This window comes from Streptomyces sp. Y7 (assembly GCF_043195415.1).
GTDB lineage: Bacteria > Actinomycetota > Actinomycetes > Streptomycetales > Streptomycetaceae > Streptomyces.
The window spans coordinates 24,455-44,207 of sequence record NZ_JBIDDQ010000005.1 but is presented as its reverse complement, the minus strand read 5'-3'; the positions used below and the strand labels follow the sequence as shown (position 1 = coordinate 44,207).

16 protein-coding genes are annotated in these 19,753 nt (G+C 69.2%); 9 read left to right on the top strand and 7 right to left on the bottom strand.

The window, feature by feature from the left end; all coding sequences use genetic code 11:
• Nucleotides 1-174: 174 nt before the first annotated feature.
• The 5 genes from ACGFW6_RS15755 to ACGFW6_RS15735 all read right to left on the bottom strand — a co-directional run bounded on the left by ACGFW6_RS15755 (nucleotide 175) and on the right by ACGFW6_RS15735 (nucleotide 4,587).
• Nucleotides 175-765 (bottom strand): ScbR family autoregulator-binding transcription factor, encoded by a 591-nt coding sequence (locus tag ACGFW6_RS15755; RefSeq protein WP_393508955.1) that lies wholly within the window; start codon nucleotides 763-765, stop codon nucleotides 175-177.
• 247 nt (nucleotides 766-1,012) lie between these two features.
• Entirely contained in the window at nucleotides 1,013-1,678 is a 666-nt protein-coding gene (locus tag ACGFW6_RS15750) for a ScbR family autoregulator-binding transcription factor (protein WP_393508952.1), read from the bottom strand.
• A gap of 133 nt (nucleotides 1,679-1,811) precedes the next feature.
• Nucleotides 1,812-2,582: an SDR family NAD(P)-dependent oxidoreductase gene (locus ACGFW6_RS15745; protein WP_393508949.1), complete on the bottom strand. Its 771-nt coding sequence runs from the start codon at nucleotides 2,580-2,582 to the stop codon at nucleotides 1,812-1,814.
• Entirely contained in the window at nucleotides 2,575-3,312 is a 738-nt protein-coding gene (locus ACGFW6_RS15740) for an HAD family phosphatase (protein WP_393508946.1), read from the bottom strand. The genes ACGFW6_RS15745 and ACGFW6_RS15740 overlap by 8 nt, the downstream gene beginning before the upstream one ends.
• A 33-nt stretch (nucleotides 3,313-3,345) precedes the next feature.
• Nucleotides 3,346-4,587 (bottom strand): cytochrome P450, encoded by a 1,242-nt coding sequence (locus tag ACGFW6_RS15735; protein ID WP_393508943.1) that lies wholly within the window; start codon nucleotides 4,585-4,587, stop codon nucleotides 3,346-3,348.
• Between the two features lie 312 nt (nucleotides 4,588-4,899).
• Here ACGFW6_RS15735 and ACGFW6_RS15730 point away from each other — a divergent pair, with 312 nt between their 5' ends.
• Nucleotides 4,900-5,868 carry a ScbA/BarX family gamma-butyrolactone biosynthesis protein gene (locus ACGFW6_RS15730; protein ID WP_393508940.1) on the top strand — a complete coding sequence of 323 codons (969 nt, stop codon included), beginning with the start codon at nucleotides 4,900-4,902 and terminating at the stop codon, nucleotides 5,866-5,868.
• A 738-nt stretch (nucleotides 5,869-6,606) separates the two neighbouring features.
• Here ACGFW6_RS15730 and ACGFW6_RS15725 read toward each other — a convergent pair.
• Entirely contained in the window at nucleotides 6,607-7,260 is a 654-nt protein-coding gene (locus ACGFW6_RS15725) for a TetR/AcrR family transcriptional regulator (protein ID WP_393508937.1), read from the bottom strand.
• 246 nt (nucleotides 7,261-7,506) lie between these two features.
• Here ACGFW6_RS15725 and ACGFW6_RS15720 point away from each other — a divergent pair, with 246 nt between their 5' ends.
• The 3 genes from ACGFW6_RS15720 to ACGFW6_RS15710 all read left to right on the top strand — a co-directional run bounded on the left by ACGFW6_RS15720 (nucleotide 7,507) and on the right by ACGFW6_RS15710 (nucleotide 12,694).
• Nucleotides 7,507-10,728 carry a bifunctional cytochrome P450/NADPH--P450 reductase gene (locus ACGFW6_RS15720; protein ID WP_393508934.1) on the top strand — a complete coding sequence of 1,074 codons (3,222 nt, stop codon included), beginning with the start codon at nucleotides 7,507-7,509 and terminating at the stop codon, nucleotides 10,726-10,728.
• Nucleotides 10,729-10,888: 160 nt separating this feature from the next.
• The gene (locus ACGFW6_RS15715; protein ID WP_393508932.1) at nucleotides 10,889-11,935 is read left to right on the top strand and encodes a zinc-binding dehydrogenase; all 1,047 of its coding nucleotides are present in this window, start codon (nucleotides 10,889-10,891) and stop codon (nucleotides 11,933-11,935) included.
• A gap of 108 nt (nucleotides 11,936-12,043) precedes the next feature.
• Nucleotides 12,044-12,694, top strand: a complete 651-nt coding sequence (locus ACGFW6_RS15710) for a TetR/AcrR family transcriptional regulator (RefSeq protein WP_393508929.1) — start codon at nucleotides 12,044-12,046, stop codon at nucleotides 12,692-12,694.
• Here ACGFW6_RS15710 and ACGFW6_RS15705 read toward each other — a convergent pair.
• Nucleotides 12,660-13,298, bottom strand: coding sequence for a TetR/AcrR family transcriptional regulator (locus ACGFW6_RS15705; protein ID WP_393508926.1), 639 nt, complete (start codon nucleotides 13,296-13,298; stop codon nucleotides 12,660-12,662). The genes ACGFW6_RS15710 and ACGFW6_RS15705 overlap by 35 nt on opposite strands.
• A 138-nt stretch (nucleotides 13,299-13,436) precedes the next feature.
• Here ACGFW6_RS15705 and ACGFW6_RS15700 point away from each other — a divergent pair, with 138 nt between their 5' ends.
• Genes ACGFW6_RS15700 through ACGFW6_RS15680 form a run of 5 tightly spaced genes read left to right on the top strand, consistent with a single transcriptional unit; the run spans nucleotide 13,437 to nucleotide 19,516 of the window.
• Nucleotides 13,437-14,582: a VOC family protein gene (locus tag ACGFW6_RS15700; RefSeq protein WP_393508923.1), complete on the top strand. Its 1,146-nt coding sequence runs from the start codon at nucleotides 13,437-13,439 to the stop codon at nucleotides 14,580-14,582.
• Nucleotides 14,579-15,517 (top strand): fumarylacetoacetate hydrolase family protein, encoded by a 939-nt coding sequence (locus ACGFW6_RS15695; RefSeq protein WP_393508920.1) that lies wholly within the window; start codon nucleotides 14,579-14,581, stop codon nucleotides 15,515-15,517. The genes ACGFW6_RS15700 and ACGFW6_RS15695 overlap by 4 nt, the downstream gene beginning before the upstream one ends.
• A 44-nt stretch (nucleotides 15,518-15,561) precedes the next feature.
• Entirely contained in the window at nucleotides 15,562-17,154 is a 1,593-nt protein-coding gene (locus ACGFW6_RS15690) for a bifunctional 3-(3-hydroxy-phenyl)propionate/3-hydroxycinnamic acid hydroxylase (RefSeq protein WP_393508917.1), read from the top strand.
• Entirely contained in the window at nucleotides 17,151-19,172 is a 2,022-nt protein-coding gene (locus ACGFW6_RS15685; protein WP_393508914.1) for an acetoacetate--CoA ligase, read from the top strand. The genes ACGFW6_RS15690 and ACGFW6_RS15685 overlap by 4 nt, the downstream gene beginning before the upstream one ends.
• On the top strand, nucleotides 19,169-19,516 hold the full coding sequence (locus ACGFW6_RS15680; RefSeq protein ID WP_393508911.1) for a DoxX family protein: 348 nt from the start codon (nucleotides 19,169-19,171) through the stop codon (nucleotides 19,514-19,516). Before ACGFW6_RS15685 ends, ACGFW6_RS15680 begins: the two co-directional genes overlap by 4 nt.
• Nucleotides 19,517-19,753: the final 237 nt, after the last annotated feature.

Sequence of the window (19,753 nt, the reverse complement as noted above, 5' to 3'; positions counted from 1 at the left end):
CGGTTTGTCAATGCACGACTATACGGTCGGCTTTTGAAGGAGGAACCCTGGGAAGGCGGCATCCTTCCCACCGTCAAACCAGGACAAAGAGCATAGAAATTGCCCAGAGAGTCAGGGGCAATGGGATGGCAAAGATTTATTTGCGCACCCTTAAGAAAACCGAATGGACGGATCTTAAGGGCAAGAACGCGCCTCGAGTCGTGGCAGCAACAACTCCCACAGCCAGTTCAACCGCTCCGGAGCACTCCACTCCGCGTTCTTCGAGGCCAGCGCCTCGAAGCCGGCCATCGCGATCACGATGACCGCGCCGACCGCCACCCGCGAGACTCCGGGCGCCAGTTCACCCGAACTCTCGGCCTGCACCAGCATGGAGCGCACCCACCCCCGCCAGCGCCCCCACAGATCGACACTGCTCACACGGGCACTCTCCGCGCCCAACCGAAAACCCGCTCGCACAACGGCGTCGGAGGCAATACCTTCCATGAGGGCATAGGTGGCATCGACGACGTTCTGCAGCGACGTCGCCCCTTCCCGCCCCTGAGCATGCTCCAGAATGCGCTTCAGACGCGCGTCGGCTTCTTCCTCGATCACCCTGGCAAGGTGGTCCTTGCTGTGGAAGTGAAAGTAGAGGGCCCCTTTACTCACCCCGGCGGCATGACTGATCAAGGGAAGTGAGGCGTGCACGAAGCCCTCCCGCGCGAAGATCTCCGCCGCGGTCTGCCGCAATGCTTCGCGGGTCCGGATCGCACGCTCCTGCTTGGTCATCCACGCCTCCCCTGACATCGGACGGCGTCGGCCGGAGCGACCGACTCGTCCGTCTGTGAGTTCATCTGCGCCCCCGCGCCATCAAGCTAGCAAACCGCTTAGACGGTTTTAAATCGGCTTCAGTGAAACTGGACGGAAGGTTGATCAGGGAAGCTTCGATGCAGACGTCGCCCGGAGCGCCGTCACGCCGCCTCGTCGCGCGGCGAAAACAAACCGGTACCCGCGGCGTCGCAGGGACCGCCGGGGATCAGACGTCGGCGCCTGCCGCAGCTGTCGCCGACAGCGCCTTGGCCTCCGCCAGGACACGGGACCCCCGGTCGGGCGCCGTGTCCAGCTGCACGAGCACCGCTGGGGCGGCGATGGCCGGAAGGACATGACCGAACAGCTCCGACATACGCAGCTCCAGATCAGCCCAGTTGGAGACCGCCTGCGAGACGAACTGGACACCGATCCAGGCACCGAGAAAGACCTGGGCGGTCTTCTCCGGCACGATATGGGGAAAGACCTCGCCCCGCTCCTTGGCGTCGGACAGGAAGTTCGCCGTCAGTTCCGTCCAGGCCGGCCAGGCGCTGCCGAAGAGGCTGCGGCCCTGAAGATCCGCGGAGAGCCGGACCCCGGCGAGGAGCAGGGGTTCCCGAGGGAGACGCGCGGCAAGCGTCATGCCCGCATCCACCCATTCCTGCAGCTTGAGCTGACGGGGCAGGTGGTAGTCACTGCTGATCTGCGCTTCGAGCACGCCTTGAGCGAGCGCGGCCTTGGAATCGAAGTGGAAGTACAGTGCGCCCTTGGTCACGTTGGCACGGTTGTGGATCTCAGTGATCGTGGCTGCCGCATAGCCGCGCTCGGCAAAGACCGCCGCAGCGGCCTCGAGGACGGCGCGGCGCGTCCGTATCGCACGCTCCTGCTGAGCCACAGGGCCTCTCCTGAAAACAGAAACAAAACCGGATGGGACGTACTTTAGCGCACGACAAACAAGGTCGAGCAGGGCCTTTCGGCAAGCAATGTGCAGTATTTTCCCTATCGCACCATTGACAGCCAGGGATCCCTTACCAAGCGGTCCGCCCGCCGTCCACCGCGAGACAGGTGCCGGTGACGAACGAGGCTCGGTCGCTGCACAGCCACGCCGCCGCCTGAGCCACCTCCTCGGGATCTGCGGCCCGTTGTTGTGGAGCCGAGCGGAAAGCCCTTGCCTCCGCCTCCGGATGCACCGTGAACCACTGGTCCACCATCTCGGAGCGGGTCAGGCCCGGAGCTATCGCGTTGACCCGGATCCCGTGTTCCGCGTATTCGACCGCGGCGGCCTTGGTCAGGCCGACGACAGCGTGTTTCGAGGCAATGTACGGAGCCGCCACCGACGTGGCGACGAGTCCCCCGACACTGCTGGTGTTCACGATGGAGCCGGCTCCGGTCGTGAGCATGGCGGCGATCTGGTGTCGCAGACAGTTCCACACCCCGGTCACGTTGACGTCCATGACCCGTTGGTAGGCGTCGTCGTCGGTGAGGTGCAGCGGGGTCTTCTCCACCCCTGTGCCCGCGTTGTTGAAGGCGGCATCGAGTCGGCCGTACCGGGACACCGTGAACTCGACCATCGCCTGGACGTCGGCTGGTTCCGAGACGTCGGCCGTGACCCAGCTCGCCGTGGCCCCCTCCTCCCGCAGCTGGTCGGTGAGCCGGCGCAGCAGGGCTTCACGGCGTGCCGCGAGCACCACGGTGGCGCCTTGCCGAGTGAAGACGCGGGCCGCCGCGGCGCCGATGCCGCTACTGGCCCCCGTGATGATGATGATCTTTCCGGTCAGGGGCGCCCGGTCGTCACTCATGGCTCAATCCTTCGGTCCTGTCCGTTGTTCGCGGGGTGGTGTGCCACACCGTCCCGGTCGACGCTTCGTGGTCGAGAGTCCGCAGGAGGTCCTGGTCGATGCCGCTCAGCGTGCGGACCATGTGCCTCACGCCGGCCCGCGCCATCAAGCTCTCCTGGTACCGGGATTCGGCGCTGAGATGCCCGATGAACGGCACCCCGAGTGACCGCGCGGTCTCCGCCACGCGCGCCACGTCGTCGACGAAGACCGCCCGGTCGTACCCGAGGCCGAAGACGTCGTGGGTGATTTCGTGGATGCCCGGGCGGAAGCTGTCGGTGCAGACGTAGCCCGGGCCGTCGAAGAGGTCGCTGAACTCGCCGAGGTAGCGGTCGAAGTGGGATCTGTCCAAGCCTCCGTAGCACACGACTTGGAGGTTCAGACCGCGCAGCAGCCGCAACAGGTCACCAGCGCCGTCGAGCACGCGCACCGGATACCGGGCGACGTACTCCTCCCGTCGCGCGAGGTAGTCGGCCACCAGCTCACGGGGAGGGGCGGGCGTGTTCGTCACCTGGGCGAACGCGGCGGCGGCGGTGAGTTGCGTCTGGGAGAGCAGGGCGTACTCGACATCCGCTGTGTAGTCACCACCGTGGGCGATCACCATCTCGCGGATCACCGGACTGAAGGTGTCGTTGAGCAGGACACCGTCGATGTTGACCGCGGCGAGACGCAGGTGTTTCAAGGCTGTGGGCACGTCATTCCCCCTCTTTCGCTCTGTTCGGCGGACTCAGGAAGTGGTGGCGGGCTCCAGGACCACCGGGAGTTCGCGATGGCCTGTGGTGATGAACGATTCGAGCGGACGCAGCCGCTCGGGCGGAACCGCCGGCGCCATCCGGGGAAAGCGCTCGAAGAGCGCGGGGAGCGCCGTGGTGGCCTCGGCCATGGCGAGGGGACGCCCGAGACAGTGATGGACGCCGTACCCGAATGCGAGGTGGTCGCGGCTGGCCCTCCGGGTGGCGTCGAAGCGATCGGCGTCCGTCCCGTACTGGTCGGGGTCGCGGCCGGCCGCCGCCATGGAGAGCAGGATCGGCTCTCCCTTGGCGATGCGCGCACCGTCGATGTCGATGTCCTCGACGGCGAAGCGCAGCGGGATGTTGGCCACCGGCCCCTGGGAGCGCAGCGTCTCGTTGACGACGGCCTCCCATGTGACGACACCGTCGCGGACCAGCCTCAGCTGCTCGGGTTCGGCCAGCAGCACGCTGATCGCGTGGTCCAGGAGGTTGACGGTGGTCTCATGGCCGGCACCGATGACGAGCAACAGGGTGTCGACGAGTTCCTTCTCGGTGAGTCCGGAGCCCGCGTCGTCGCGTACGGCGATCAGATCACTGGTCATGTCGGAAGCAGGGCAGGCACGTTTCTGCGCCACGAGCTCGCTCAACAGCCCGTACAACTCGACCTGATTCGCCTGGGCCTGCGCCGAGGTGGTCGTCGTGGTGAACAGGACGTCCACCACCCGTTGGAGGTTCTCCCGGTCGGGTTCGGCCAGCCCGAGCAGCTCGGAGATCACCTGGATGGGAAGCGGGCAGGCGAATGCGCGACGCAGATCGACCGTGTGACCGTACGGAACATCGGCCAGGCGATCGAGCAGCGCCTTGGTGATCTCTTCTATACGGGGCCGGAGTTGAGCGGTGCGCCGAGCCGTGAACGCCGGGGCGACCAGTTTGCGCAGGCGCGCGTGCTCGGGGCCGTAGGCCGTCAGCATGTTGCGGACCGAGACCCACATGGCCATGGGCCAGGAGTCGTCGACTTCACCCGTGATCCACGCAGGCCAGTGCTGGTACGCGTCCTTCGACACCCGGTGATCGACCAACAGCTCCTTGATCCTGGCGTGTCGGGTGACGGCCCATGCCATCACCCCGCCGGGCAGGGACACTTGGGTGATCGCGCCGCGTGCCCGCAGCCGCGCCGCTTCGCCGTGCACGTCGATTCCCGAGGGATCCAACACCGGCGGGTCGGTTCTTTTCTCCATGGGGCAGCTCCGCGAGGCAGGGTCAGGTTCAGGGAACGCACAGGCAGTCGGCCCTCGGAAGAACTCCGAGGATCGAGGGCCACGAGGCATCCTTCTATGACAACTTGACTGCCGCGGTGGGCCACTTGACCAAGCCTTCAAGGACCGGGCCGGCAACCGCAAGGCGCATTACGATTCCCCCGTATCCGGAATACCGGATTCCATACGCTTTAAGGTAGTTTTACCGGACTTTGCTTGAGAAGAAAACCGGTAGGTACGTATCTTACATGACCGTGCCTGCACCACCCCTTCACTCGATCAGTGGAGAAGCAGATGACTTTGCTCCAACCCCTCACCCCAACGCCCACAGTGCCGCTGCCCCGACTGACCACGACCGTTCCCAAGGAGTACGTCCACAGGGCGAGTTTGGCCGAGGTCTTCCTCACCGGCTGCACGACACAGCACGAGGCCCACTTCGAACTCACCGGCCAATGGCCGCGCGCACACACCTTCTTCCACAGCTTCGACGGCAAGGACCATGACCCGCTGATCGTCGCCGAGACCTTCCGGCAGGCCGGGCTGTTCCTCGCGCACGCCGAACTGGGTGTGCCGCTCGGCCACCACTTCGTCATGTGGGACCTGACGTTTACGAGTCAACTCCGCCATCTACGCGTCGGTTCGGCGCCCACGGACATAGAACTGACCGCGATATGTACCGACGTCAGCCGCCGAGGCCGTACCACCAGCGGGTTTCGCATGGAGTTGGCCCTGCGCCGTGACGGCCGGGTCATCGCCACCGGCGGGGGACGATTCACCTGCGTCTCCCCGGCCGTGTACAGCCGGCTGCGCGGTTCGCGGCTGGACCGGGCGAGCATCCCGCAGCCCCGAACCGCTCTCGATCTGCTGCCCCCGTCCGCGGTGGGGCGTCTCAGGCCCAGCGACGTGGTCCTCTCCTCCACCCACCGGCCGGACAGTTGGCTGCTCACTCCCGATCCAGACCATCCGGTACTGTTCGACCACTCGGGGGACCATCTGCCCGGTATGGTCCTGCTGGAAGCAGCCCGCCAGGCCGCCTACCGTTGCGCGGCTCCCGGCACGATAGTGCCGTCGGCCATCTCCACCGTCTTCCACCGCTATGCGGAACTCGATGAGCCGTGCTGGATCGAGGCCACGCCCGCTTCTTCCCGGCAACCCACGGTCACGGCAGTCGAAGTGACGGGCCGCCAGGGTGGTCAGCGGGTGTTCACCTCCACGGTCACCGGTCCCCGGCAGCGGGCACTCACTGCTCAGAGCTCCCTGTAAGTCAGGGAAATGACGTGCCGTCACCCACGCCGAAGCAGCGACGGCAGCAGAGCACACCGGCGACCGGGCCGCTCCTGCCAGCTCCCCTTCCGAGTGACTTTCACCTCGGGACGCCGGGCAAGCTCTAGGAAGCCCGCAGAGAGCGCAGGACACCTGACGACCCGTCACAGCAATCGCCGAGGCGCGCCCCAACGCCCGCACCGCCCACGACGCGCGGGCCCATCCGCAGCTCAGGCACCCTTGCCGGCAGGCTCCAGGATCGCCACGCACTCCACGTGATGCGTCATCGGAAAGACGTCCGCCTGAGCGTGGCTCAGAAAAGGCCAGGTCAGGCGCGTTTTATCGGCCCGCTGCCCCGGTTGCGGGTGCTCAGCTCGCGGGCGAACTGCCCAAACTCCTGCACGGCCCGGCGCCCCCGGTCCGCCTGCTCCGTATCTCTTCGTAGGCGGCTTCCGGACCGAAGTCCATGAAGCCCTGGGCCGGTTTCTCAAGCCTCCCGTCAGGCGACGGCGCCCGATGGCCGCCCCTTCGCCCCGGCCAGGCCGCCGAATGAGCAGGTTCGGTCCTGTTCGCTGCGCCGCTTCCTTCACGATGGAGCTTGCCGGCTGTGAGCGTGGGCGTCACCAGAAGGGGGTCCTGGGCGCTCGCCAAGTCGCCGGCCGGGACCTGGCCGCCGACCCGGCCTGCGCGTCCCGGTTCCCTGAAGGCGCGACGGCGCAGCGCCTCAGCAGAGGTGACTCAGAGGCCGGCGTCCCGGCCGTCACGATCGCCGGTGAGCCGGCTTTCCAGACCCCTGATCAGCGTGTCCATCACAAGGCGGAACATGTGGTCCTGATCAGGGCCTTCAGAACCTGTGCCCGCAGAGTCAGGGTCCGCGTCCCCGTCACCGACTTCAGCATCGTCAGAGCCGGGGGGCTTGAGGGTCGACCACTGGTGGAGCGAGCCGTTGAGTTCGGCGGCGAGGACACCGATGACGACGGCGACCATCAGCGCCGCGATCTCCGAGACCTCTGACTGCGGAACCCCGGCGGCCTCCACGATCGCCGTGAGCGCGGTCCAGAACGGGTCGTCCGGCTGGATGAAGTCGGGCTGGTGGCTGAACGAGTAGGCCATCAGTTCGGGGTGACGATGCGCCAGGGTCCGGAAGTCCGTTGCGAGCAGGCGGATGCGCTCCTGCCAGGGAGCGTCCTCAAGCGTCACGGTGCGGAACTGGGCGCCGACCATTCTTGTCACGCCGCGCAGCACCGCTTCCTTGTTCGGCACGTGGTGGTACAGCGACATCGGGTTCGCGTCGAGCTCGGTGGCGAGCTTGCGCATGGTGAGCGCCTCGACCCCGTCCTCGTCGATGAGCCGCAGGGCGGCGGCGTAGATCCCGGCCTCGGTCAGAGGCACGTCCCTCTTCCTCGTTCCCCGCGGGGGACGCCTCACCTTCTTTTCCATACCTCGTACGGTATCAGTTTCGTACACCGTATGGAAATGGCCCGAATCACAGCACTCATCAAGGCGACCGGGCTTGCTTCACGTTTCCATACGCCGTACGGTACGAGTTCCATACGGCGTATGTTTCCGTACGGCGCCACGGCATCGACCTGCGCAGCGCGCCCTTGCCCATCCCCCCTCCACGCAGAGGAGCAAGCCATGACCATGCACTCCGCGAACGACCTTCGCCCCATCCGGTCCCCGCGTGGGATCCCTCTCCTCGGGAACACGCCGCAGATCCCTGACACCAATCCGGTGGAGTACTTCGGTGAGCTGTCCAAGCAGTTCCCCGAGGGCATCTACGGCATGGACATCGCCGGCATCGAGCAGGTCTTCGTCTACGACCCGGACCTGGTGGCCGAGGTCTGCGACGAGACGCGGTTCTTCAAGCAGATCGACAAGACGCCGCTGCAGCACGTCCGGGACTTCGCCGGCGCGGGCCTGTTCACCGCCCACCAGTACGAAGAGGAATGGGGCATGGCACACCGTGTCCTGCTGCCGGCGTTCAGCCAGCGGGCCATGAAGGCGTACTTCGGGCAGATGCTGGAGATCGCCCAGAACCTCGCGGGCAAGTGGGAGCGGCGGGAAGGGCAGCCGGTCAACATCACCGACGACTACACCCGTCTGACGCTGGACACCATCGCCCTGTCGGGGTTCGGCTACCGGTTCCAGTCCTTCGACAAGGAGGAGCTGCACCCCTTCCTCAACGCACTGCTGGAGGCGCTGATCGAGTCGCTGCGGCGCTCGCAGGAGCTGCCGATGATGACCAAGCTGCGCAAGGCGGACGACCGGAAGTACCGCGACAACGTCCGTCTGATGCAGGACCTGGTCGAAAGCGTGATCAAGGAGCGCCGCGAGGGCAAGGGCACCGGTGAGGAGGACCTGCTGGGCCTGATGCTGGAGGCCACCGACCCGGACACCGGCAAGTTGCTGGCCGACGACAACGTCCGCGACCAGGTGCTGACGTTCCTGATCGCCGGTCATGAGACCACCAGTGGTCTGCTGTCGTTCGCCACGTACTCGCTGATGCGCAACCCGCACGTCCTGGCCCAGGCGTATGCCGAAGTGGACCGGCTGATGCCCGGCGACACCGTCCCGGACTACGACACGATCATGCAGCTGGACGTCATCCCGCGGATCCTGGACGAGACCCTGCGCCTGTGGGCTCCGATCCCGGCGTTCGGCAAGGCCCCGCTGGAGGACACCGTCATCGGTGGCCACTACCTCCTCAGGAAGGGCACGCGGGTCAACATCCTCGAGGGTCCCCTGCACACCCACCCCAAAGCGTGGGAGCGGCCCGACGAGTTCGACATCGACCGGTGGCTGCCGGAGAACCGCGCCCAGCAGCACCCGCACGCCTACAAGCCGTTCGGCAACGGCGTACGCGCCTGCATCGGCCGCCAGTTCGCACTCACCGAGGCCCGCCTGGCGCTGGCGCTGGTGCTGCAGAAGTTCAAGCTCTCGGACACCAGCGACTACAGGATGGACGTCAAGGAGGCACTGACCCGCAAGCCCGGCAACTTCGAGCTGATCGTCCGCCGTCGTCAGGAACACGAGCGGACCGTCTTCGGCGCCGCGGAGCTGCAGACCGGCGACACACAGGCGCAGGCAGCGGTCAGCGGTGTCGGTGTGAACCTGACCGTCGCCTACGGCTCCAGCCTGGGTTCGTGCGAGGACCTGGCGCGCACGATCGCCGACCGAGGTGAGCGCTCCGGGTTCGGCACCACGCTGGTGAGCCTGGACGAGCTGGGTGACAACCTGCCCTCCGAGGGCCTGCTCGCCGTGGTGGCGGCCAGCTACAACGGCAAGGCTCCCGACAACGCCCAGCGCTTCGATGATCTGCTCGCCGCCGGGCTGCCCGAGGGTTCGCTGGCGAACGTGCGGTACGCGCTGCTGGGCGCCGGCAACACCCAATGGGTGGCCACCTACCAGGCATTTCCCAAGCGGATCGAGGAAGGTCTGCTGGCGGCCGGCGCCACCCCGGTCGTCGAGCGCGGCATCGCGGACGCCGCCGGTGACTTCGACGGCATGGCCACGCGGTGGACGGACAACCTGTGGGCCACCCTGGCCGAGGAGTACGCCGCCGACACCTCCCAGGCAAGCGGCCCCCGCTACCAGGTCCAGCTGCTCACCGAGTCCGACGTGCGCCCCGCCATCGTCTCCGAGCAGGCGTACCCGCTCACCGTGGTGACCAACGACGAGCTCGTGGCCGACGCGACCGGCCTGTGGGACTTCAGCATCGAGCCGCCGCGCCCGTCCGCGAAGTCCCTCACCTTCGAGCTGCCCGAGGGCGTCACCTACGACACCGGCAACCACCTGGCCGTCTTCGCCAAGAACGAACTCGCCCTGGTGGAGCGCGCGCTGAGGCGGCTCGGCGTCGACTACGACCAGGTGCTCCGGCTCGACCAGCCGGCCGGTGGCCGCACGCACCTGCCGGTCGGCACCCCGGTCACCGCCGGCATCCTGCTCACCGAGTTCCTGGAGCTGCAGGACGTGGCCACCCGGTCCCAGATCCAGACGCTCGCCGAGTACACCCAGTGCCCGTGGACCCGGCCGCAGCTCCAGGCGTACACCGCTGAAACGGAGGAGGCCGAGGAGCGCTACCAGAAGGAGATCCTCGGCAAGCGCATCTCGGTGCTGGGCCTGCTGGAGCGTTTCGAGGCGGTCGAGCTGCCGCTGGCGGTGTTCCTGGAGATGATGGGCCCGATCCGTCCGCGCTTCTACTCCATCTCCTCCGCCCCGTCGGCCAATCCGCGTCACGTGCGCCTGACCGTCGGCCTGCTGGAGGGACCCGCCCTGTCCGGCGACGGCCCGTACCGAGGCACCTGCTCCTCCTACATCGCCGGCCTGGAACCCGGCGACGTCGTGTACGGCTACGTCCGCGTGCCCTCTCCGACGTTCGCACCGCCCGCCGACCCCGCCACGCCGCTGATCCTCATCGGCCCCGGCACCGGCATCGCGCCGCTGCGCGGCTTCCTGGAGGAGCGGGCGACACAGCACGCGAACGGCACCCGGGTGGGCGTGTCGCAGGTGTTCGTCGGCTGCCGCCACCCGGAGCACGACTACTTCTACCGCCAGGAGATGCAGGACTGGGAGCAGACCGGGATCGCGCGGATCCAGACCGCCTTCTCCGCGGTGACCGGCCACCCGGCACGGTTCGTGCAGAACGCCATCGCCCATGCCGCCGACACGGTGTGGCAGGCCATCGAGGACGGCGCGTACGTCTACGTCTGCGGTGACGGCCGCCGCATGGCCCCCGCCGTCCGCGAGGCACTCGCCGCCATCCACCGCCAGAAGACCGGCAGCGACGACGAGACCGCCCAGCAGTGGCTCGCCCAGCTCGAAGCGGACGAGCGCTACCAGCAGGACGTCTTCGCCTGACCGTCGCACGCCGTCAAGGCGCGCCGACCCCCAGCCGCCGGGAGGAGTGCGGACGTCCTGCCTCCCCCGCACGCCTCCCGGCCCCACCAGCCACTCAGACACCCCAGGGCACCCATGGCCCGGACCACCGGGCCGTGCCGCTCACAGAAAGCAGATCACCATGGACACCATGCTCGCCGGACGCTTCCACCTGGACAGCAAGAAGTTCGCCGTGGAAGAGGTCCCGATCCCCGTGCCGGGCCCGGGCGAGGTCCTCATCGAGGTCAAGGCCGCCGGCGTCTGCCTCTCCGACGTCCACCTCCTCGACGGCTCCCTCGTCCCCCTGTTCGCCACCTCCGACACGGTCACCGTCGGCCACGAGGTCTCGGGTGTCATCCACACGCACGGCCCCGACCTCAAGCGCGGTCTGCCCGTCGGCACCCGCGTCACCCTGGAGGCCGGCAAGACCTGCGGCACGTGCGCCGGATGCGTACGCCACCGCCCCTGCACCCAGATGCTCACCGCCGGCATCGACTACGACGGCGGCTGGGCCGAGTACGTCATCGCCCGCGAGGACACCCTCATCCCCATCCCCGACAGCCTCCCCTTCGACCAGGCCGCGATCATCCCCGACGCGGTCTCCACCCCCTACGCCGCCGTCGTCGCCACCGCGGGCGTGCGTGCCGCCCAGTCCGTCGGCGTCTGGGGCGTGGGCGGAGTCGGCGCGCACAACGTACGCCTCGCCCGCCTGGTCGGCGCCGCCCCGATCATCGCCGTCGACCCGCTGCCCAGCGCCCGCGAGCGCGCCCTGGCCTTCGGCGCGGACCTCGCGCTCGACCCGGCAGCCCCCGACTTCGCCGACCAGGTCCGCGCAGCCACCGGCGGACGCGGCCTCGACTTCGCCTTCGACTGCGCCGGCGTCCCCGCCGTCCGCGACCAGGCCGCATCCGTGCTCGGCCTGGGCGGCTCCCTGATCCTGGTGGGCATCACGCCCCGGCCGCTCACCCTCACCGAGGGCCTGACCTTCAACTACCTGCAGAAGCAGGTGCGCGGCCACTACGGCGGCTTCCCCGAGTCCGTCTCCGAACTGGTGCAGCTGACCGCGGCCGGCCGCCTCGACCTGGCCCCCTCCATCACCGACCACATCCCGCTCATCGAAGCCGCCGACGCCGTCCACCGACTGGAGAACAAGATCGGCGACCCGATCCGCCTCATCCTCGTCCCCTGACGCCCGTCAGCAGGACGACAAGCCACCCTGGGCAGGGGTGAGTGGGCGCCGGTGCGTGAGGGAGCACCGGCGCCCACGGCTTTCCGGCAACCGTGAAGAGACAGAACCATGCAGACCACCGACACGCCGGGCCGTACGCCGCAGCGCAAGGATGCTCACTCCAACCGCAGACGCATCCTCGCGACCGCCCGGCACAAGCTGCGAGACGACCCCGACGCAAGTCTCGACAGCATCGCCGAGGGGGCCGGCGTCGCCCGGCGCACCCTCTACGGACACTTCCCCGGCCGGCCTGCGCTGATCGCCGAACTGACACAGGAAGCAGGCCATGAACTTCGGCAGGCGTTCGCCCGAGCCCGTACCGCGGATGCCGACCCGGTCCAGGCGATGACACGGATGGTGCTCGCGGCATGGACGGTGGGCGACCACTACCGCATGCTCATCACCTTGGGGCGGCGCCATCTGGGAGAGGACGAGATCCGCACCACCCTGGCACCGGCCCGCGCAGAGGCCGTCGCAACCCTACGGCGCGGTCAGCGCGAAGGCGTCTTCGCGGACCACCTTCCAGCACCCGTGCTCGCCCAAGCACTGGAGGCCCTCATGCTGGCCCTCGCCGAGGAGAACGCCGCATGCCCGTGGGCGGACCCCACTGGTGAGGCCGCGGCAACCGCGTTCCTCGTCGCTGCCGGCGTAGCACCACAGAGGGCCGCGCTTCAGGTGCGGGAGGTCATCGGGCGAGACCGGGCAGCGGACGCCGGGTGACCTCGTGGGCGTCATCCGCAGCGAGGCCGAGCATGCGCAGGGCCATCTCGGCCAGGTCGGACGCGGCCTCGTCGCCGTCGAGGTCCGGGCGGTCCAGCCGGAGAGCCACCAGGGACAGCAGGGTGCCACCCAGGGCGGACAGGGCGGTGGTCGCGTTGCCGCAGGTGAAACGACCAGACGCGATGCCGATCTCCAGGTCGCGCAGGGCGCGTGGGGCGAGGCCGCGGTCGGAGTGGATGTGCGCCAGGCCGCGGTCGCGCAGAATCCGCATGAGTTCCGGGTGGGAGTCGGCCATCCGGGCGGTGAGCCGGAACCCGACCGCGACCAGCTCGGCCGGGTCGTCGACGCCTTCCACGCGCGCGTCGATGACCTGCCCGAACTCCTCCAGGGCGTCCGTCACCGCCGCGTCGAACAGCTCAGTCTTCGACTCGAAGTGGTTGTAGAAGGACCCGAAACCGACATCGGCGCGCTCGGCGATGGCCTGAATGCTTGCGCTCGTGTCCCCGGTTTCCGCGAGGATCTGCCGGGCCGCTCGGACGAGCGCCTGGCGGGTCTCGGCACGGCGTCGCTCGAAGCGGTTCTTGGGCGGGGCTGACGTCGGCATGCGGCCCAGTGTAACCGTCACAGCGATGACACTGCCATTACTGATGAGATCCTCAATTATTTGGGCTGCATCTATTGACGAAGATAAACGGCAGAGTTGATGATTTCCTCATTACGGCAGTGTTGCTTGGAGGACACCATGTCCCACATCCCCGTCAACAAGGGCGGCCCTCTGACGCCCCACCAAGACCTCCACAGTGAGCAGGGCGCCCTGCGCGGTGAACACCCCGGACGAGCCCGGAACCCCGTGATCAAAGTGGCGGATCTGGCCTGGCTCGAGTTCGAGAAGCCGGACCTGGACCGGGCCGAGGTGTTCGCCCGTGACTTCGGCTTCGCGATCGCCGCCCGCACCGATCACGAGCTGTGGCTGCGCGGCACGTTCGCGGGCTCTCCCTGCATGGTCATCCGGCGCGGTCGCGCCTCCCGCTTCCTCGGGCCGGCGTTCCGGGCGGCCGAGCGGACCGATGTGGACCGGCTCGCCGCCGCCGTCGGACACACCGTCCGGGACATCGACGTCCCCGGCGGCGGCCGGTCGGTCGCCCTGTTCGATCCCTCGGGACTCCCGGTCCGGGTGGTGCACTGCGCCGAACCGCTGCCCGCGCTGCCCGGGCAGCAGCCGCTGATCCTCAACACCGGCATCGAAGGCCGTCGTACGAACACCGCCCAGCGCCCGCCCCGTGAGCCGTCCCGCATCCAGCGCCTCGGCCATGTGGTGCTGGAGACGCGGGCGTTCACCCGCACCCTGGACTGGTACCTGGACACCCTCGGCATGATCGTGTCCGACTTCCTGTTCCTGGACGGGCAGCGCCAGCGCGGGCCGACCATGGCGTTCATCCGCTGCGACCAGGGCAGCGTGCCCGTGGACCACCACACCCTCGCCCTGCACCTGGGGCCGGGCACCGGCTACGTCCACTCCGCCTACCAGGTGACCGACCTCGACTCGATAGCCGTCGGCGGGGAGTACCTGGCCGAGCGCGGCTACCGGCGCAGCTGGGGCATCGGCCGGCACATCCAGGGCAGCCAGCTCTTCGACTACTGGCGCGACCCCGACCGCTTCATGCTGGAGCACTTCGCCGACGGCGACCTGTTCTCCTGCGACCTCGAACCCGGATGGGCGCCGATGTCGGCGAGCGGCCTGGCCCAGTGGGGCCCGCCGGTCACCCGCGACTTCCTCGGCGCAAGCCCGTCCCCCGCCAAGCTCCGCGAGGTCATGACGGCCCTGCGCGGCGACAACGAACTCGACCCCGCACGCCTGCTGGGCCTGATGAAAGCGATGAGCTCATGAGCACCAACGTGCTGCGCACCCCCGACGGCTGGTGGGCCGTCCGCGACGAGCGCGCCGTCCGCATCGAGACCAAGGCGGTCACCACCGCCGAACTGCTCGCCGACCGGGCCGCCGTCCGGGAGGCCGCCGCGTCCGGCGAGAGCGGCACACCCGTCGCCGACCTGGTGGCGCTGCCCCCCGTCACCACCCCCTGCCGGGTGGTCGCCCAGATGGTCAACTACCGCAGCCACGCCAAGGACTCGGGCTTCACGGGCGACATACCGCCCACCTTCTTCCGCAAGGCGTCCGGCTCGATCAGCGGCCCGCACGACACGATCGTCCGCCCGGCACACGTGAACTTCCTCGACTACGAAGTCGAACTCGGCCTCGTCCTGGGCGCGACGCTCCCGGTGGGCACAGTTGTCGAGGAGCAGGACCTTCCTTCGTACGTCGCCGGGCTCGTCCTCACCAACGACGTCAGCGCCCGCGACGTCCAGCTGACCAAGACCCAGTTCTACGAGAGCAAGTCCTACCCGACCTTCACCCCGGCGGGTCCGTACCTGGCCCTGCTGGAGCCGGAGGACTTCGACCGTCTGATCGACCTGAGACTGCGGCTGTCGGTGAACGGTGTAACGCGTCAGGACCGCACCCTGGCCGACATGATCGTGCGGCCCGCACAGGCGCTCACCCTGCTCGCCCGCTTCCAGACCCTCGACCCGGGCGACCTGCTGCTGACCGGTACGCCCGGCGGCACCGCCCTGAAGGCCCCGCCCAAGCCGGTCGAGAAGATCGCCGCGCTGCTGCCGCCCGCGCTGAAGTGGAAGGCGTTCTTCAACGGCCAGGCCAAGAACCCCCTGTACCTGCGCGACGGTGACCTCGTCACCGCCACGATCGCCACCCCCGACGGGCGGATCGACCTGGGCGAGCAGCAGACCGCTGTCGAGGCCGCGAAGTGACCGCCACAGCCCGCAGACCGGTAGTGATCATCGGGGCGGGGCCCGTGGGAGTCACGGCCGCGCTGCTGCTGGCCCGTCACGGAGTGCCCAGCCTCCTCCTCGAGCGCCACCCCGATGTCTACCCCCTGCCGCGCGCCGTCGTGGTGGACGACGAAATCCGCAGGGTCCTGCAGAGCGTCGGCGTCCACGAGGAGTTCGCCACCATCGCCCGGCCGGCGCCCGGGCTACGGCTGCTGGACGCCCGGCGCCGCGTGATCGGCGAGTTCCCTCGGTCCATGCAAGGACTCCACGGATTCCCGGAGCTGAGCATGTTCAACCAGCCCGAGCTGGAACGTCTGCTGCGGGGGGCCCTGGCGCGCCGCCCGGAGTGCGAGTTGTGGAGCGGGGTGGAGGTCGTGTCCGTCACCGGGTCCGACACGCCGAACACCGACGCACCCGACGATCCAGCGGGTCCCATCCGGGTCACCTTCCGGCGCGGCGGCAGTGATGAGGAGGAGTACCTGTGGGCCGATGCCGTCCTCGGCTGCGACGGGGCGGGCAGCCTCACCCGTGACGCCATCGCCGCCGCCTGGGAGGACCTGCACTTCCAGGAGAGCTGGCGGGTCATCGACGTGCGCACCAGCCGCCCGGTGCGGACCTGGGAAGGCGCCGAGCAGATCTGCTCCCCCACCCGGCCGGCGACCTTCATGCGCATCAGCGAGGACCGCTACCGCTGGGAGTTCCGGCTGGCCGACGACCAGAACCTGGAGGGCCCGGACGGATGGGAGCGCCTGCGCGAGCTGGTCGCCCCCTGGGTGGACCTGCCGGCCTCGCGGAGCGACGACTTCGAGGTGGTACGGCAGGCGCAGTACACCTTCCAGGCCCGTCTCGCCGACCGATGGCGCAGGGGGCGTGTCTTCCTGCTGGGTGACGCCGCCCACCTGACCCCGCCCTTCGTCGGGCAGGGTCTGTGCTCCGGCCTGCGCGACGCCAACAACCTCACCTGGAAACTCGCCCGGGTCCTCCGACAAGGCGCGCCCGAGGAGCTGCTGGACACCTACGAACGCGAGCGCAAGCCGCACGCCCGCCATCTGATCCGCGTGGCGGTCGCCGTCGGCTGGGCCATGACCGGCGGACAGGACCGCGGTGCTGCCTTCCGCCGCGCCGTCGTGGGCACGGCCTGCCGCATCCCCGGCGTGACCGAGGCGGTGAGCCGTGACCTCAGCCCCGCTCTGGCCGTCGGCCCGCTGGTACGGCGCCGGCCGAGGCTGGCCGGCCGTGCGCTGGCCGGCACCTTCTGCCCGCAGCCCTGGATACGGCACGACGGCAGGCGAGCACGTCTCGACGACGTCGTCCGGGACGCCTTCGTCGTCCTGACAGCCGTACCGGCCACGGCGCAGATGACGGCAGTGACCACGCCACTGGGCGCCCCGACGATCCACGTCGACGACCTGGACGACGACGGCACGCTCGCCGCCTGGCTGGCACGCGGCCGAGCGGACGCCGTCCTGCTGCGCCCCGACCGCATCGTGATGGACACCGTCCCCGCCGGAACCGGCCACTTCACGGACCCCACGACCTGGGCCTCCGTGCTCCACACGGCCCGCCGTACCACCGATGCCCGATCCGTCTCCCTGCCGAGGAGCACCGCACCGTGACCATCCCGCATCCGGCACCGTTCCTGCCGCCCGACAAGAAAACCGCCGCCGGCAGCCGCATCGCCGACTTCGCCCGCTGGGCCGCCCGGCACCACGGCGCCGAAGGGATCCCGGACCCCACCGACTACCAGGCCCTGCACCACTGGTCCGTCACCGACCTGGAAGGATTCTGGGCGGCGGTGTGGGAGTACTTCGGCATCGACGCCACCACTCCGTACGAGCGGGTGCTGGCCGAGGAGACCATGCCCGGCGCCCGCTGGTTCCCGGGCGCCACCCTCAACTACGCCCACCACGCACTGCGCAACCTGCACCCGGACTCCCCCGCGATCACCGCCCTGGACGAGACCGGAGCCGCGTACGAGATCACGGGCCGGCAGCTGCGCGCCCAGGTCGCCTCCGTCGCCGCCACCCTGCGCGACCTGGGCGTCGGAGAGGGCGACCGGGTGGTCGGCTACCTGCCCAACACCCCGCACGCCGTCATCGCCTTCCTCGCCACGGCCAGCCTGGGCGCGGTGTGGTCCGTGTGCGGCCAGGACTACGCGCCCAAGGCCGCCGCCGACCGCTTCGCCCAGCTCGACCCCACGGTGCTCATCGCCGCGGACGGCTACCTCTTCAATGGCACCGCGCACGACCGCCGGGCCGCTTCCCTCGACCTGGCCGGTGCCCTGCCCACGCTGAAGGCCACGGTGCTCGTGGATCATCTCGGCATCGCCTGGCCCGCGACCCGGGCCGCGAGGCTGACGGTTCCCTGGGAGGACGCGGCCGGCCGCACCGAGTACCTCGCCATCACCCCGGTTCCGTTCGACCACCCGCTGTGGATCGTCTTCTCCTCCGGCACCACCGGGCTGCCCAAGGGCATCGTCCACGGGCACGGTGGCGTCCTGCTGGAACACCTCAAGATCCTCGGCCTGCACTGCGACCTGGGCGTCGGAGACCGCCTGCTGTGGTACACCACCACCCACTGGATGATGTGGAACCTGGTCGTCTCCACCCTGCTGACCGGTGCCGCCACCTGCACCTACGACGGCAGCCCCGCGCCGGTGGCGCGCCCGGACGTCCTGTGGGAGCTGGCGGCCCGCCACAAGGTCACCGTCTTCGGCACCAGTCCCCAGTACCTGCTGGCCATGGCCAAGCTCGGCGTCGACCCCGCCGTGCACGACCTGTCGGCGATCCGCGTCGTCGGCTGCACCGGCTCGGCCCTGCTGGCCTCCGCATACCCCTGGGTCCGCGACCACGTCGGCGCAGGCGTCCAACTGGCCTCCACCAGCGGCGGCACGGACGTCGTCTCCGGCTTCGCCGGCAGCGCCCCCACCACCCCGGTGTGGGCGGGTGAACTGTCGGCTCCCAACCTCGGCGTGGCGCTCGCGGCGTACGACGGCGCGGGACGGCCGGTCGTCGACCACGTCGGGGAACTGGTCGTCACCCGGCCCATGCCGTCGATGCCGCTGTACTTCTGGAACGACCCTGACGGCAGCCGCTACCGCGACGCCTACTTCAGCGCCTACCCGGGCGTGTGGCGGCACGGCGACTGGATCACCCACACCTCCCACGGCTCGGTGATCGTCCACGGCCGCTCCGACGCCACCCTCAACCGCAACGGCGTACGCCTGGGCAGCGCCGACATCCACGACATCGTCGAACGCCTACCCGAGATCACCGAGGCCCTCGTCATCGGCGCGGAGGAACCCGACGGCGGTTACTGGATGCCGCTCTTCGTGGTCCTCGCCGACGGCACCATCCTGGACGAGTCCGTGTGCGAGAAGATCCGCGACGCGATCCACACCGGCGCCTCACCCCGCCATGTCCCCGACGAGATCCTCGCCGTGCCGGCCATCCCGCACACGAAGACCGGCAAGAAGCTCGAGGTCCCGGTCAAGCGCCTCCTTCAGGGCGCCCCCGCCGAGCAGATCCTCAATCCCTCCGCGGTCGACAACCCCGCCCTGATCGCCTACTTCGCCGGCCTGGGAGCCGAACGCCGCCATGCCCGCCGCCCGCACACCCCCGAAGGTGCCTCATGATCCTCTCCGTCTCTCTGACCTGTCTCATCGCATTGAGCTTCGCCCTGCTGGGCACGGCCAAGATCCTGGCTCTCGGTCCGATGCCCGAGCTGGCCGCCCACGCCGGCTTCACCACCGCGGCCTACCGGGTCATCGGCGGGCTGGAGCTGGCGGGCGCCATCGGCGTGGCTCTCGGCCCGGTCGTACCGCTGTGCGGCGGCCTGGCCGGCTTCGGGCTGCTGATGCTGCTCGCCGGTGCCGTGACCACGCACGTACGCAAGGGCGACGGGCTGACCAAACTCCTCCCCGCGGTGACATGCGCGGCCCTGGTCGCCTGGTATCTCGTACTCCTCCCCGGCCTCTGACGGTTCCGGGGGACGCCGGAGGAAACGCTGCACGCGCCGGCCCAGGTGCGCGGTCCCGCTGTCGATGGGGTCCTGAGCATCCCGCAGGGCCGGCGTTCCCGCTCGTAGCCTTCGCAGAAGCGGGCAGGACCGGTTCAGAGCTCCCGGCCCCGCCCGGTCGGGGGCGGCACGGCCGACCATGAGGCGCCGGGGCCGAGCTGCGCCAGGGGCTGGCGGACCAAGGCGGCAGAAGACCAC